This is a genomic window from Rufibacter sp. JT20002, assembly GCF_056491185.1.
In genome coordinates this window covers 295,620-310,274 of the sequence record NZ_JBSZJY010000002.1, presented here as the reverse complement: position 1 = coordinate 310,274, position 14,655 = coordinate 295,620, and the positions used below count along the sequence as shown (strand labels likewise).

At 50.7% G+C, this 14,655-nt stretch carries 11 protein-coding genes; 4 read left to right on the top strand and 7 right to left on the bottom strand.

Going from position 1 to position 14,655, the window contains the following annotated elements; all coding sequences use genetic code 11:
* Positions 1-35 precede the first annotated feature (35 nt).
* Positions 36-1,304, top strand: a complete 1,269-nt coding sequence (locus ACW9SV_RS10770; protein WP_479556768.1) for a serine hydrolase — start codon at positions 36-38, stop codon at positions 1,302-1,304.
* Positions 1,305-1,362: 58 nt separating this feature from the next.
* On the opposite strand, the gene ACW9SV_RS10765 is transcribed toward ACW9SV_RS10770, so the two are convergent.
* A complete protein-coding gene (locus tag ACW9SV_RS10765) occupies positions 1,363-1,599 on the bottom strand; it encodes a hypothetical protein (RefSeq protein WP_479556767.1) in 237 nt (78 codons plus the stop codon).
* 176 nt (positions 1,600-1,775) lie between these two features.
* The gene (locus ACW9SV_RS10760; RefSeq protein ID WP_479556766.1) at positions 1,776-2,780 is read right to left on the bottom strand and encodes an MBL fold metallo-hydrolase; all 1,005 of its coding nucleotides are present in this window, start codon (positions 2,778-2,780) and stop codon (positions 1,776-1,778) included.
* Positions 2,781-2,989: 209 nt separating this feature from the next.
* Here ACW9SV_RS10760 and ACW9SV_RS10755 point away from each other — a divergent pair, with 209 nt between their 5' ends.
* Genes ACW9SV_RS10755 through ACW9SV_RS10745 form a run of 3 tightly spaced genes read left to right on the top strand, consistent with a single transcriptional unit; the run spans position 2,990 to position 8,056 of the window.
* Positions 2,990-6,085: a SusC/RagA family TonB-linked outer membrane protein gene (locus ACW9SV_RS10755; protein ID WP_479556765.1), complete on the top strand. Its 3,096-nt coding sequence runs from the start codon at positions 2,990-2,992 to the stop codon at positions 6,083-6,085.
* A gap of 7 nt (positions 6,086-6,092) precedes the next feature.
* The gene (locus ACW9SV_RS10750; protein ID WP_479556764.1) at positions 6,093-7,556 is read left to right on the top strand and encodes a SusD/RagB family nutrient-binding outer membrane lipoprotein; all 1,464 of its coding nucleotides are present in this window, start codon (positions 6,093-6,095) and stop codon (positions 7,554-7,556) included.
* Positions 7,557-7,576: 20 nt separating this feature from the next.
* A complete protein-coding gene (locus tag ACW9SV_RS10745; protein WP_479556763.1) occupies positions 7,577-8,056 on the top strand; it encodes a hypothetical protein in 480 nt (159 codons plus the stop codon).
* Between the two features lie 113 nt (positions 8,057-8,169).
* On the opposite strand, the gene ACW9SV_RS10740 is transcribed toward ACW9SV_RS10745, so the two are convergent.
* From ACW9SV_RS10740 to tsaD, 5 genes are all read right to left on the bottom strand, one after another.
* Positions 8,170-9,402: a nucleoside recognition domain-containing protein gene (locus ACW9SV_RS10740; RefSeq protein WP_479556762.1), complete on the bottom strand. Its 1,233-nt coding sequence runs from the start codon at positions 9,400-9,402 to the stop codon at positions 8,170-8,172.
* 262 nt (positions 9,403-9,664) lie between these two features.
* Positions 9,665-10,732 carry a mandelate racemase/muconate lactonizing enzyme family protein gene (locus tag ACW9SV_RS10735; protein WP_479556761.1) on the bottom strand — a complete coding sequence of 356 codons (1,068 nt, stop codon included), beginning with the start codon at positions 10,730-10,732 and terminating at the stop codon, positions 9,665-9,667.
* Complete coding sequence (locus ACW9SV_RS10730) at positions 10,729-11,802, bottom strand: N-acetyltransferase DgcN family protein (protein WP_479556760.1); 1,074 nt, start codon at positions 11,800-11,802, stop codon at positions 10,729-10,731. The genes ACW9SV_RS10735 and ACW9SV_RS10730 overlap by 4 nt, the downstream gene beginning before the upstream one ends.
* Positions 11,803-11,894: 92 nt before the next feature.
* On the bottom strand, positions 11,895-13,391 hold the full coding sequence (locus ACW9SV_RS10725; protein ID WP_479556759.1) for a M14 family metallopeptidase: 1,497 nt from the start codon (positions 13,389-13,391) through the stop codon (positions 11,895-11,897).
* Positions 13,392-13,646: 255 nt separating this feature from the next.
* Positions 13,647-14,651: a tRNA (adenosine(37)-N6)-threonylcarbamoyltransferase complex transferase subunit TsaD gene (tsaD, locus tag ACW9SV_RS10720; protein WP_479556758.1), complete on the bottom strand. Its 1,005-nt coding sequence runs from the start codon at positions 14,649-14,651 to the stop codon at positions 13,647-13,649.
* Positions 14,652-14,655 lie beyond the last annotated feature (4 nt).

The following is a 14,655-nucleotide window of genomic DNA, read 5'->3' as shown; positions in this document are numbered from 1 at the left end:
ATTCAGCCCCGTACGTCTACATATCCTGTATTCCAATGAAAATGTCACTTCTGGGACTAGGCTTGCTTTTCCTAGGCTCCACCTTGGCATCGGGCCAAGCGAAAACCGATAAATTCCTTTCCCAACTTCTAGAAAAGCACCCCAAGAAATTCAAAACTCTGCTGGAGCAACCCGAGAAATACCGGATTCAGATTCTGTATACCCAAATAGACCGGGACAAGAACAATACGCCTTCCTTCAAGACGTACCGCTACAGGGTAAACGCGCAGGAGTACTTCAACCCGGCCAGCACGGTGAAATTCCCCGCCTCTCTGATGGCCCTGGAGAAGATCAACACCTTGAACATTGCCGAGCTCTCTAAAGAAACCGTGATGCTCACCGACAGTGCCTTTCAAGGTCAAACAAAGGTGCTGATGGATTCTACCTCCGCCAATGGGTTTCCGTCCATCGCTCATTACATTAAGAAGATTTTGGTCACCAGCGACAATGATGCCTATAACCGGCTCTATGAGTTCATTGGTCAGGAACCTCTGAACGAGGGGCTCAAGGCCAAAGGTTATTCCAGTGTGCGGCTGCCCATCAGGTTATCCAGGTTTCTGCCCATTGAGTTGGACCAGTACACCAACCCCGTCCGGTTTATGCAGGCTGGGAAAGTGGTGTACCAGCAAGGATTGGTAAAGAGCACCAAAAGCTACCAAAATCCCACCCCTATTTTGATGGGCAAAGGCAACATGACCAATGATGATAAACTGGTGATGGAACCCCGCAATTTCGCCTTATCCAATACGTTTGCCTTAGAGGACCAGCACCAGATGCTGCGGGCCATTCTCTTCCCTACCTCGGTTCCGGCCAAAAACCGCTTTAATCTAACCCAGCAAGATTACCGGTTCCTGTACCAATACATGTCGCATTTGCCGCGCGAGACAACGCACCCCCACTACCCTGAGAAGGAATACCCCGACTCCTTTGTAAAGTACCTGCTGTACGGCGGCCCAACCCGGACCGAGAGAATCCCTGATCATATCCGGATCTTCAACAAGATTGGCCAGTCATTCGGGTTCCTAACGGATAACGCTTACATTGTGGATTTCAAAAACAACGTGGAATTCATGCTCACCGCCACGGTACACGTCAACGAAGACGAGATTTACAATGACGGTAAATATGAATATGACACCATCGGGTTTCCGTTCCTAAGGGACCTGGGCCAGGTGGTGTATGAGTATGAATTGCAGCGTAAACGGAAACACAGGCCAGACTTGAGCGGTTTTAAGCTCAGTTATGACAAACCTGCCCAAAACTAACCAAAAAGCAAAGGCCCCGCCTGAAACCAGGTGGGGCCTTTGCTTTGAAAGAAGTTCCTTAACGGCTACCGGTTGAGCTGCCGTCTACATCTCCTCCATCTTCCACGCTGATGTTCCCTCTGCGGCCACTAGCACTAGGAATTACTCCTGGGCTGTTTTCAATGTAGCTTGGGTCATCGTTCACATCCGTAGGCAGGGGCAGTTTCCCGATGGCTTCCGGCACACGGCCAGCTTCTGCTTGGTTACTTACCGTATTCTGATTGTTGTCCAGGTTTTTATTTTTTTCGTTCTCCATGTCAGTTCAGCTTAGGTGAAAACTCATTTAAGGTAAATACGGGTAAGTCACCAGAACGGATACCAGTTTAAGTACGAAAGAACTCAAGGCAACCTATCTAAAAGCGTTTTAGATCTATTTTGGGCAAACCAAGCTTAAATTAGAATAGCGGTAACTTTTAAATCCTACTAACCATCCTAAATCACTTCTCGGGAAAAGAGCAGCGGTTCTCCAATGGCTAACTCTTCCAGGTTGCCAGGAATTTTACCTGCCGCTTCCATTTGCTTTAACCAGCGCACCGGTTCACTGATGGGTTCATCAGACAAATCAAAGGTGCCGTAATGCATAGGAACCAGGGTACTTCCCTTCAGGTCTGAAAAGGCCTGTACTGCCTCAGCGGGGTTGGTGTGGCTGGGCTTCATAAGGAAAGCCGGACTGTAAGCCCCTACCCCTAGTAGGCAGGTATCTATTTTGGGGAACAGCTTCTGGATTTCCTTAAAATGCTGGTCATAGCCAGAGTCGGCACCAAAGTACAAGGTGTGCTCGGGAGTCTGCAGCAGAAAACTGCCCCAAAGGATTTTGTTGTTGTCCGTAACGCCCCGTTTGTGCCAATGGAAAGCCGGCAGGTAGAAAGCCTTGGGTTGGTTTTCCGGCAAGGCATACTGTTGGTACCAACCGGCCTCGTACACGGGCATATCCGGAATCCATCCTTGAATTAGCTCCTTCATTTTCAAAGAAGTCAGGACAGTGAACGCGTGGGTTCTGCGTAAGGCTTTGAAGCTTGCTTTGTCGCAGTGATCAAAATGCCCGTGAGAGAGCAGCACATAGTCAATATGGGGCAATTCTTCGGGTTTTACCGGAAAAGGCACTTTCCGCTTATGGGTAGTTAATCCGTAGAACAAAGGATCTGTCAGGAAAGAAACGCCGCCTAACCGAATAAAAAATGTGGCGTGCCCTAACCATACTAACCCATCCTGTTTACTCTTGAAAAACTCCCGCGGGTCTAGCACCGGCGGCAACCAGGTATCCTGCTTCTTTTCATCTTTCTGCGGATTGGCTGATAACATCCAACGCAGAGCCAAGGCCATGGATTGGTTTCCTTGTTTGAATTCACTCTGAAACTGTCCGTTCCGGACCAGGTTGCCTTTCCAGTCTGGACGGATGATGGGGAGATCTGGGTTGTACAAAAAGCTATCTGCCATATTAAAATTATACTGAACTAAGAAACAGCACCTCTTAGCAAGGCACCCACAGAAGTTGTTCTACCTAGAAATAAGGCAGTATGTTGTTTAATTCTATGTACATACCTTCCATTTTCTTTACGTAAATCAATAAACCCCTTTATTGCATTCTACTGCATTATTTCTAAATTATATCAAAATCCTTACTCTACTCACTAATTCAACCGCACATGAAAAAACTCTACAAACTGTTCCTTTTCTTTTGTGCCTTTTGTTGCATGGAAGAACTGGCTGCCCAGAACCGGCAAATAACCGGCAGGGTGTTGTCCTCGGCAGACGGCACCCCGGTGATAGGAGCCAGTGTGGTGGTGAAAGGTACCACCAACGGCACCAACACCGATGCTTCAGGGAATTACACCCTATCTGCCCCCGCCTCTGCCACCACCTTGGTGGTCTCTTTCATTGGTTTTACAACCCAGGAGGTACCTATTAACGGAAGAACCACAGTTCCTATTTCGCTGCAGCCCGATGTGCAGGTATTAAATGAGGTGGTTGTGACCGCCTTCGGCCGCGAGCAGGAAAAAAGAACTCTGGGCTACTCGGTGCAGGAAGTAAGCGCTGCCCAGATTGCCCAGACCCAAAACCCCAACGTGGTGAATGCCTTGCAGGGCCGCGTGGCCGGGGTGCAGGTGTTGGGGGCTGGCGGAACACCTGGCGCAGGTTCCCGCATCCAGATCAGGGGGATTAACTCCTTAAACCCTGGTGCCAACAACCAGCCATTGTTTGTGATTGACGGGATTCCCATCAGTAATGAGACCATTGCCGGTAACCAGTTGCCCAGCGCCGGTACGGTAGCCACCGCCGAAGCAGGCGGAAACGAGCAGTCTTTTGCCTTCACCAACCGGGCCGCGGACATCAACCCCGAAGATGTGGAGAGCATGACGGTCTTGAAAGGGGCTGCCGCTACCGCGCTTTATGGTATCAGGGCGGCCAACGGTGCTATTATCATTACTACCAAGAAAGGCCGTGCCGGAGCAACTACTGTGAATTTCAGCTCGAACTTCGGGATAGACAACATCAACAAGACCCCTGAGTATCAAACCAGGTACCGTGAAGGCCTGGGCGGAAGACTGAGATACACTACTGCAGGTGCTCCTAACCGCTTCCAGACATTTGGTCCGCCCGTGACAGATGAGCCTTTCTATGACAACTTCAAAAACTTCTTCCAGACAGGCACCCGGTTTGACAACAACCTGAGCGTTTCTGGGGGGAATGAGAAAGCCACCTTCCATACGTCTGTCTCTCACTTCAATCAGGAAGGAATTGTGCCCAACTCTGACTGGTCCCGTAGCACGGTCAAGTTGGGCGGCACCGTCAATGTCTCTCCTAAAATTGGGGTAACGGGTACCGTGAGCTACAGCCAATCAGGTGGAAACAAAGCTGCTTCCGGGGACAAAGGCATCATGTCTGCCCTCACGTACCACACCCCCACGTTTGACGTGAATGACTACATCAATCCTAACGGAACCATGAAAGTGTATTCTCCGGGCGTGATTGACAATCCTCGTTACCTGGCCGAGCACAGCACCTTGAAAGATGATGTGAACCGTATCATAGGTAACATTGGCTTTAACTATGACTTTCTGCCCTGGTTGCGGTTAAACTACAAAGTAGGTGCTGACTTGTACAGCGACAGCCGCCAGCGCCTAGTGCCTGGCCCAATCTTCCCGGGTGCACCAACGCTGGATATTGCCGCCGGTACCGGTGGGTTCTTAGTAGAAGAGCGGGTGAATTACCGCGAGCTGACCTCCAACGCTTTCTTAACCGCAGAGCATGATTTTTCAGATGACTTCCATGGTTCCTTGATGCTGGGTAACAGCGTAGAAAGCCAGTTTTCTGATATCTTGAACACCCGCGGCGAGCGTTTTGGTGTGCCCCTGTTCTACCACTTATCTAACACCTCCAACATTTTCACGAGCAACGCCATTAGTGAACGCCGCGTGATTGGTGCTTTCTTTGACGCGAAAGTTGATTATAAAAACATGCTGTTTGTCAACGTAACGGGCCGGAATGACTGGACTTCTACATTACCAAAAGAGAGCCGCTCCTTCTTCTACCCTTCCGTGAGCACCAGTTTTGTGTTCAGTGAGTTGCTGGGTCTGGAAGACAACCGGTTCCTGAACTATGGCAAAGTAAGAGCTTCCTGGGCTCAGGTAGGGAAAGACACCCAGCCATACCGGGTAGGTACATATTTTGGTTCAGCAGCAGGTTTCCCATTTGGGGCAAGAAACGGGTTTGTGGTCAGCACCACTCAGGGTGATCCAAATCTGAGACCTGAAAGAACCACGTCCATTGAGTTTGGTACCGAGCTGCAGTTCTTACAAGGCAGGCTTGCCGTAGACGCTACCTGGTACAGAGCCAACAGTAAAGACCAGATCCTGGCCATTCCTACCAGCGTTACGTCTGGGTTGCTGAGCTACATCAGCAATGCTGGAGAAATACAGAATACCGGGGTAGAGTTGCTCGTTTCTGGTTCACCAATCAAGACAAACAACTTCAACTGGGAAGTGATCCTAAACTGGTCACGTAACCGCAGTGAAGTGGTGTCCATCAATGAGGCGGTAAGTGAAATCATCTTCCAGGATGACCGTATCATGAACAAACTGGTAGTAGGTGGTTCGGCGGGTGATTTGTATGGCCGTGTATTTACCCGGGACGACCAGGGCCGTCTCATCATTGGCGCCAACGGCTTTCCCATTTTAAGTCCAGCTGCCCCGCTGGTGAAAGTAGGCAACGCCCTTCCAGATTGGCAAGGCGGCATCACCAACACCATTTCTTATAAAGGAGTAAGCTTGACGGCTTTGCTGGAGGTTCGCCAGGGCGGAGATGTGTATGATGTAAGTATGCGTAACCGCATCCGGAACGGAATTGACGTTAGAACCGGTAACCGCTATGAGCAATTAGTTTTCAACGGGGTAAAAGCCAACGGTGAACCAAACACCACCCCAGTTATTTTGGATGAAAACTTCTACCGCAACTCTGGTGGTTACAATGATGCGGCAGATGTACTGTTGCAAGATGCCTCCTGGGTACGTTTGAGAAATGCCCAGCTCGCTTACACCTTACCAACTAGCCTCATCGGGAAAACTCCTTTCAAAACTATCAGGGTCAGCGTAACCGGTAACAACCTGTTCCTGATCACGCCTTTTGAAGGCTTTGACCCAGAGACGCCTACCTATGGTGCTGGCAGCAATGCCCTGGGCTATACCGGCTATGGTATACCGGCAGTGAGGAGCTATGTTTTTGGTTTAAACATCACACTTTAATTTTTACATGATGCTTAGTTTTTCTAGACGATATATTTCCATTGGGTTGCTGGCTTTGCTTCCCATGGGCGGCTGTGATTCTTTCCTGGACATCAACGATGACCCAAACCGGGCAGCGGCGGTCAGTTCAGATGCCTTGCTCTCCCCTGTTCAGGTAACTACCGGCACGGCCCATTATGAACTGGGACTCCATACCAGTCTCTTCACGCAGCAAATGGCAGCTTTTCCCTCCGGTCCTCAACAGATTGACCGGCATATTGATGTCCGGAGCAACCGGGCCTGGAACATGATTTACCTGAACAATCTGACCAACCTTAACCTCTTGGTACAGCAAGCCACGACCGAAGGCTCGTCCCACTACGTAGGCATTGGGAAGATTTTACAGGCCCTGAATCTGGGATTACTGGCTGATGCCTGGGGAGCTGCTCCTTTTTCTCAGGCATTTCAAGGTGCTACAGAGTTAACGCCTGCCTATGACCAGGAAGAACAACTGTACATCACCATCAACCAACTGCTAGATGAAGCTTTAGTAGAACTGGCGAAACCAACGTCTACCCTGCGTCCCGGCGCCGATGACCTTATTTATGCGGGAACCATCGCCAAATGGATCAAAGCAGGAAATGCCTTGAAAGCCCGTTATGCTATTCACTTAGTAGAGAAACAAGGCACAGCGGCGGCTACTGCGGCATTGGGTTTTGTAGCGAAGGCGTTTGAAAATAACACCGATGATCTGCAGATCGTGTACAATGACAAAAACCTGAATCCCTGGAACCGTGAAATTGCCATAGGAATTACCACCGGTAACTTCATTATTGCGCCTTCTCAAACCCTGATTAACTTGATGAATGGCCTTACCTACGCCAACTTGATTGATCCACGCCTGCCGTTCATGGCTGACAGAGGAACTTCCACGGCTAATTACGCGGGATATAGAAATGGAGCGGGCACCGGAGGAAACACTAATCTTACCGGCAATACTTTCTATGCCAAACCAGCTTCACCGGTATTGATGGTCACCTTCAGTGAGATGAAATTCATAGAGGCGGAAGCCCGCTTTATAGCAAACGGAGGCACCCGCACCTCTACAGGCAGCACCGAAGAAGCGTACCAGGCCTACTTGGCCGGTATAAGAGCCCACATGGACAAACTGGGCGTAGGCGCCGCGGACCGGGAAGCTTATCTGACAAACCCTCGGGTAGCTGTTGGAGCCGCAAACCTTACTTTGTCCCTGATCATGAAAGAGAAGCTCATTGCCCTGTACCTCAACCCTGAAGCTTGGGTGGATGTACGCCGCTATGACTACTCACAGTCTATCTACCCTACTATGGAACTTCCTTCTGAGCACAATCCTGCCTTAAATGGCCAGTTTATCAGAAGAGTTCTTTACCCTGAGTCTGAAGCAGCCCGCAACGCCAATAATGTAAGCCAGGTAACAAAAGGCCTAGCCGAGAAAATGTGGTGGGATCTATAATCTTTCAAAAGAACAACGAAATGAAAAAAATAGCTTTATATACTTGTCTGCTGGCCTTTGGGGCTATGTCATTGACGTCTTGCTATGATGAACCAGATTTCATTGCTGACAATACCACGCCTACGGGCTTAGGCAGTGCTCCGGTCAGCGCTAATGATTTGTTTGACCTGGCTACTAATACCACCATCTCTACAACTAATAACGCCAACACCCGGCAATACGCGCCAGGCACCGAAATCAGATATGAACTACAATTCTTCTCTGAGTCTCCGGTGAAGGAAATCAACGTGTACCAAACAGTGGGTACCACTGCCAGGACCAAGGTAAAAACCTACCCGTACGCGCCCGCCTTCTCCAAAACTGACCGCACAGACACCCTGGTGGTTTCCTACACCGTTCCACAAGCGCCGGAGGGAACCAACGTAAGAATAGAAACCGAGGTCCTGAACCAAAATAACCTGAACGTGATCAGAACGCTTTGGATCAGAATCAGGCAATAGGCCTACACCGGGACAAAAAGCAAAAGGGCTTCCATTTCTGGAAGCCCTTTTTTGTAAGAACAAGTGATATCAGTTTAGGTTAAGTTTTTCCGAAAGGGTTCCTAAACTACCTATTAATGGAAGAACAGGTACGCGAGCCAGATAGCTGCCACAATCCCAACCAAATCGGCAATGAGGCCACAAACCACCGCATAACGGGTATTCCTGATGCCCACTGATCCGAAGTAAACGGCCAGGATATAGAAAGTAGTTTCTGTGGAGCCTTGAATAACCGCTGCTACGTTCCCCACGAAAGAATCTACCCCATACGTTTTCATGGCATCTACCATTAACCCTCGGGCTCCGCTGCCGCTCAAAGGTTTCATCAAGGCCACCGGAAGAGCGGGTACAAAATCAGTGTTAAAGCCAAGCCAGCCAAAAAGAGCGCCTATTCCATTTACCAGAATATCCAAAGCACCAGACGCTCTGAATACCCCAATAGCCACCAACATAGCCACCAAGTAGGGAATGATGGACACGGCTACGCCGAAACCTTCCTTGGCGCCTTCAATAAAAGCTTCGTACACGTTCACCTTCCGCACCAAAGCAAGGGTGATAAAGGAGATGATCACTGAGAAAAGGATGATGTTACTGGCTACAGAGGAGATAGTAGCAATTCGTTCCTGAGAAATAGTGCTGAAATAATAGATTAATCCACCTATCAGAAGACCCAACGTTCCTAGGTACAAAAGCACTACACGGTCTAATAAGTTGATGCGCTGGTAAATGGCTACTGCTAGTAGACCTCCCAAAAGGGAGAAAAAGGTACCCAGTAAAATAGGCATGAACACCGCTGAAGGATCAACGGAGCCCATCTGCGCCCTGAACACCAACACACTGATGGGAATTAAGGTGAGTCCCGCGGTATTAAGCACCAGGAACATGATTTGGGCATTGGAAGCGGTGTCCTCGCTGGGGTTCAATTCCTGCAACTCTTTCATGGCTTTCAGCCCAAGGGGCGTAGCAGCGTTGTCCAATCCCAACATGTTCGCCGAGAAGTTCATCAGGATAGATCCAAACACCGGGTGGTTTTTGGGCACCTCGGGAAAAAGGCGGTTAAAAAACGGACCTACCGCTTTGGCGAAAATAGCAATGATACCGCCGCGCTCTCCTACTTTCATCAAACCCAACCACAAGGTCATCACCCCAGTCAACCCTAGGGAGATCTCAAAACCAGTTTTGGCACTATCAAAAGTACTGGACACCATTTTCTGGAAGATCTCTACGTCTTGAAAGAAAATAAGCTTAAACAACGCAATGCAGAAGGCAATCAGGAAAAATGCCGCCCACAAATAATTTAAAACCATGCGAGATGAATGTGTGAAAGGGTGATGGAGAGAATGCGTGACTATTTATTTACTCTTAGGCGGAGCCAGTACTTTTCCGCCTTATTTGAAGACAAAACGAACCGAAAGATACACAGCCAAAAAATAAAAACCGCAGGTCCGTCTTTCCAGACCCGCGGTTTTGAAGAAAGGAATGTTTCAGAACCTTGTTTTAAGCCTACTTTCCCTTGGGCTTGAGTGGCAGCTTCGGGGCCAGTTTTGAAAAAAACCTAAAAAGGGTTCATCAAATTCGTTCTACTCCTAGGCCTGCTTTCCCGTTGGGGCGCATAATGCCTTTTTCCAGGAGAAACCCACCTGAGACTACATCACGGGCCAGGTCAAGGCTACCATCCAAGTCTATGAAACGGGTGTTCGCGCAGGAGAAAGCGGCGTGCAAGGCGGCTGAGATGCTGATAATGCTTTCATCGTTACAGCCCCACATGAGGTTAATATTAGCCTGCTGGGCGATAGTTGCGATCTGCCGGGCGGCATACACGCCACCACACTTCATCAGTTTGATGTTGTAAATGCCACAGGCACGGGGCGCAGAAGCCAAATGAAAGGCATCTAGAGGAGTCAGAAGCGACTCGTCAGCGGCCACAAGGTCTTTCACGGCCTCGGGAAGCTCCCGCAGGTCATCTATCATAGCTGCGGGCAGCGGCTGCTCAATCAATTCGATGTCCAAGGGTTGAGCCTGCGTGCAGAAGGTAGCCAAGTCATAAGTGGTCCAGCCTTGGTTAGCGTCTATCCGAATGGTGATTTTGTTTCCGTAGGCTTCTCTTAATTTCACCAAGCGTTCCAGGTCCTGCTCTACGGTTTCGCCTACTTTCACTTTTAAGTGCGTAAAACCACGGCCTACGTATTCCTCGGCTTCCACCAGGGTCTCCTCCACGGACTTAATCCCAATGGTAATGGAGGTGGGCAGTGATTCCAGGCGTTGCCCCAGAAAAGTCACCAGAGGCACGTCCAGGTACTTGCTGAAGGCATCATGCAGAGCAATGTCCAGGGCGGCGCGGGCGGCGGGGTTGTGGGGCATGCGCTGGGGCAACTCGTCGCAGATTACTTTGAAGCCGCGGAGGTCCCGACCAATAATCCACTCCAGGTTTTCGGGTTGGAGTACGGCCAAGGTTTCAAAGAGCTTCTCTCCCACTACTTCTGAACTGGGGTTTCCGGCCCCAATTCCCACCAGTCCGTTATCGGTGATAATTTCCACGATGACATTCTCCACGGCGGAAACTGTTTTAAAGGCAATGGTATAGGGACGGGTTAACTCCAGATTGGCTTTCCGGACGTTGATTTCCTTTATCTTCATACGGTGGTTTTCTCTTTCTCCAGAACTTCTTTCACCAGCTCAATGATGGGCTCCACGCCATCTTCCAGGGGAAGAATCACGGGTAATCCCAACTCAGCCTGGTATTCTTTCTGGTACTGGCGGGCCTGCTCCAGGGTAAGGCCAGCTGTGTTCAAAGTCACGGCCATTACTTTGGAGCCATACAATTCTATTAACTGGATCTCGGTGGACACCGGCGGGATTTTGATCCCCAACTCCTCGTTGTCATCAAAGTACACGCGGGCGGGCGCGTGTTGCAGCACCACGTACTTCATCTGCCCAGAAACTAAATACTCAGAACCGCAGGGGCCACTGGGGTTCCGGAGGGCGGCCTGTCCTTCCACGAAAAACACATCAGGTTGGTGTTCTTCGTAGCTGGCCAGAATAGCGTGCTCCAGTTCGCCGGAGACAAAGTCGTTGTAGGTAGAATCCAGGATAAAGCCTTTGCCGCGGCCCTGCATCCAACCGGTTTGGCCGGTAAAGATCATCTGGGCTTTGAGGCCGGCTTTCTCGGCGGCTTGCGTGAGTAGGCGGGTGGTGGTCCGCTTGCCCATCCTGACATCGGTGCCCAAGACGGCAATCCGGGGAGCCGGAATGTCCTTGATGTTGCCGGTCCAGAAATGCAGTTCGCTTTTAGGTTTTGGTTTGCGCACGTCTATCAGATTCACCCTGTGTTCCTGCGCCAAAGAAGCCAGTTCGGGCATGTCACTCAGGTATTCATGCAGGCCGCTCACAATGTGCATTCCCTGCCGAATGGCTTCGGAGATGGTCTCTTTCATGCTGGCGGGTAGTTTTCCGCCTTTGGGCGCAATGCCTACCAAACAGTACTGGGCTTTTTCGGGGCTGTTTTCCAGGAAAGTGGCAAGATCTGCATAGACCGGGATGTTCCGTTTTTTTCCGTCTACCACTTCGCCGGCGTCTTGCCCGGCCGACTCTGCGTCAATCACGCCAATGATGTTGAAACGCTCGGTTCCCCTGATAAGGCCGTGCGCGGTTTTCGCCGGATACTGTTTCAGCAATCCGTCGGTAAGGATAATGGCATTCCCATCCATTTCTAATAGGGGTTTAAAAGAAGATGAAGTTTGGCTTATGTACGCTGTTTCCGAGGTGATTCAAAGAAATCACCTCGGAAACAGCGTGTTATTTAGAGAACCAGCCCGTGGAAAAGGGCAGGTTTGTCTTTGGTCAAATCGAAAATGAACCCGTTCACGATGGCGTAACGCACCTGCCCCTCGGGAGTTTGTAGGGTAAAATTGGCGCCCCGATCCAAGGCAAGACCGTGATTTACCCGGCCAGAAACCCCCACCACATTCAAAGGCAGTTCCACTGGATTGGAGCTGGAAGGCATTCTTTCCAACTTCACGGTGGTGTACCCGGCCGTCAGTAATTCCAGGGTACGCTCCGGGGTCAGGGCCTCGGTGTTGGCGAGCGGCGTTTCGTAGACTTTTCCGGGCACCAGGTACAGTCCCTCGGCCTGAAGTTCTTCATAGCCGCTGAACACGCTCATGTCCCCAATCTCTTCCACGGTGCTGCGGTGATAGAAGCCCTGCGGAATGTTGGCCGTGGCCTCGTTTCGGTTGATGCCTACGTCCAGCAGGGTGTCGCGGCCTTTGTCGCGGTAACGAACCTTGCGGAGGACTACATCATACAGGTAGCGTTCGTTTTCCGGAATCTTGAAGTAATCTTTGGTGGAGAACTTCTTGTACCCGCCCTCCCCGATCAGTTGCAGCGCCGAAAGAATGGCCGCGTAGTTCAACTGCCGGATGTACTGCTTCTCAGGGTCCCCGTGGTACCCACCCGATTCAATTAAAATAAGGCTGGTGCCCCACTTCTGGATGTTGTCACCGAAGGCGCGGGGTTCGTGCTCATCAGAATATTTGGCCACCTGCCCGGGAATGAACTGCTGGATGCTTTCATTCATCCCCACGATGGTCCGCATGGCCCGCTCGCGCACCTCGTTCACCGTTTGAGCGTGGTTGAAGGCCGGCGCCAGGAAAGAAATGGTAGCCGGTTTGCCGGTGTTGCCAACGGTGTAAAGCCGGCTTTGGTCGTGCAGGTTGAACCCAAAATCAGGCTTGATGCTATCGCGCAGGCTTTTGAGCAACTTGGCCTCGGGGCTCTGCAGGCGCAGGGCATCGCGGTTCAAGTCAATATCTAGAGCATTCCTACGCCGGAACACCTCGGCCCCGTCTGGGTTGAGCATGGGCACGAAGTAGAGGGTGTTGTTTTTCAGGATTTCCTGCCGCAGCGGGTCCAGCTCATCTGACTGTTGCAGAAAGTTGAAGATGTCCAGCAGGGCCATGGTGGCGGTAGACTCATCGCCGTGCATCTGCGACCAGAGCAGGACCTTGTTTTTCCCGGTTCCGGCCTTTATGAGGTAGATATCGCGCTGCTCCACCGATTTGCCCACCACCTGCACCTCGAACAAGGAGTTTTGGCGGAGTTTCTCTAAAAGCGGCACTAAATCTCTGTGCTTGAACCGGCGATGGGTAATACTGGCCTCTTTGAATTTTGCGTGTTGGTCAAAGACCTGCCGCATCATTGGGAGCGGGTCCTGGCTCTGGCCGTACACCTCGCTATTATGGCTTTGGCCACCCAGAAGTGTCATGAACGTAAAAATAGATATGAGGGATTTTCGCATTGTACCACAGTTTTTAGGTGGTGGCAACCCAGCAACGCTACAGGAGCAAATATCTTGTAGGTGCAACTAGGCTATTCTGCCGGTCAATGTAAGTACGAAATCCGGGTTCCGGAAAAGTTTTCGTCAGAAATTGCCCTACCTCCTTGCTATGGAAAGCCAGCCAGTGGTTTACAGGTACTTTTGAAATTTCCTGCTAAAAAAGGAATCCTGTTATAAGAGCATTTTACAGAAAGAAGGCCTGAAACCGGGAGAGCCTTACACTTTTAACCGGGGGTCTGGACTGGCGTATTGCGTGGTGAAGTCTCCGGCCAGGTACTGGTAATGGGCGGCGATGGCTATCATGGCAGCATTATCGGTGCAGTACTCAAAGGCCGGAATGTAGACGTTCCAGCCGTGGCTTTGGGCGTACTCCTGCAAGGTTGCCCGTAAACCCGAGTTGGCCGAAACTCCGCCTGCAATGGCAATCTCCTTTATCCCCAATTCCTTGGCGGCCAGCACCAGCTTTTTCATGAGGGTCTGAATCAAGGTCCACTGGATGCTGGCGCAGATGTCAGGCAGGTTCTCCTGGACAAAGTTGGCGTTGGCGGCGGTGTTCTTCTTTACAAAGTTGAGGATAGACGTTTTAATGCCGCTGAAAGAGAAATCGTACCCGTCCATGTTCACGATGGGAAAGGGAAACTTAGCCGGGTTTCCGGTAGCCGCCAGCTTGTCCAGCATGGGTCCGCCCGGGTACGGCAAGCCCAACAACTTGGCAGATTTATCAAAGGCCTCGCCTACAGCATCATCGGTGGTCTGGCCCAGCACTTCCATGTCCAGGTGGCTGCGCACCAGCACAATCTGCGTATGGCCGCCGCTCACAGTCAGGCACAGGAAGGGGAAGTTGGGCTTAGGATTGTCAATGAAATGAGCCAGGATATGGGCTTGCATGTGGTTCACTTCAATAAGCGGCAGATTGAGGCCTAACGCAAAGGATTTGGCGAACGAACAGCCTACCAGCAAGGCTCCTAAAAGTCCTGGCCCGCGGGTAAAAGCTACGGCATCTAATTGGCTTTTTGCTATATTTGCTTTTTGCAGCGCCTGAGAAACCACAGGAATGATGTTTTGCTGGTGAGCCCTTGAGGCTAACTCTGGTACCACTCCGCCGTATTGCTCATGGATTGCCTGCGTGGCTACAATGTTTGACAGCACCTGGCCGTTTTGAATGACGGAAGCCGAGGTTTCATCACAGGACGATTCAATTGCTAATAGTGTAGGGTTCATATTC

What these genes read in the sequence shown, in the direction of transcription:
- tsaD (WP_479556758.1), bottom strand. Translation starts at nt 14,651, where the DNA reads ATGAACCCTACACTATTAGCAATTGAATCGTCCTGTGATGAAACCTCG.
- ACW9SV_RS10770 (WP_479556768.1), top strand. Translation starts at nt 36, where the DNA reads ATGAAAATGTCACTTCTGGGACTAGGCTTGCTTTTCCTAGGCTCCACC.
- ACW9SV_RS10755 (WP_479556765.1), top strand. Translation starts at nt 2,990, where the DNA reads ATGAAAAAACTCTACAAACTGTTCCTTTTCTTTTGTGCCTTTTGTTGC.
- ACW9SV_RS10760 (WP_479556766.1), bottom strand. Translation starts at nt 2,780, where the DNA reads ATGGCAGATAGCTTTTTGTACAACCCAGATCTCCCCATCATCCGTCCA.
- ACW9SV_RS10745 (WP_479556763.1), top strand. Translation starts at nt 7,577, where the DNA reads ATGAAAAAAATAGCTTTATATACTTGTCTGCTGGCCTTTGGGGCTATG.
- ACW9SV_RS10740 (WP_479556762.1), bottom strand. Translation starts at nt 9,402, where the DNA reads ATGGTTTTAAATTATTTGTGGGCGGCATTTTTCCTGATTGCCTTCTGC.
- ACW9SV_RS10735 (WP_479556761.1), bottom strand. Translation starts at nt 10,732, where the DNA reads ATGAAGATAAAGGAAATCAACGTCCGGAAAGCCAATCTGGAGTTAACC.
- ACW9SV_RS10750 (WP_479556764.1), top strand. Translation starts at nt 6,093, where the DNA reads ATGATGCTTAGTTTTTCTAGACGATATATTTCCATTGGGTTGCTGGCT.
- ACW9SV_RS10765 (WP_479556767.1), bottom strand. Translation starts at nt 1,599, where the DNA reads ATGGAGAACGAAAAAAATAAAAACCTGGACAACAATCAGAATACGGTA.
- ACW9SV_RS10725 (WP_479556759.1), bottom strand. Translation starts at nt 13,391, where the DNA reads ATGCGAAAATCCCTCATATCTATTTTTACGTTCATGACACTTCTGGGT.
- ACW9SV_RS10730 (WP_479556760.1), bottom strand. Translation starts at nt 11,802, where the DNA reads ATGGATGGGAATGCCATTATCCTTACCGACGGATTGCTGAAACAGTAT.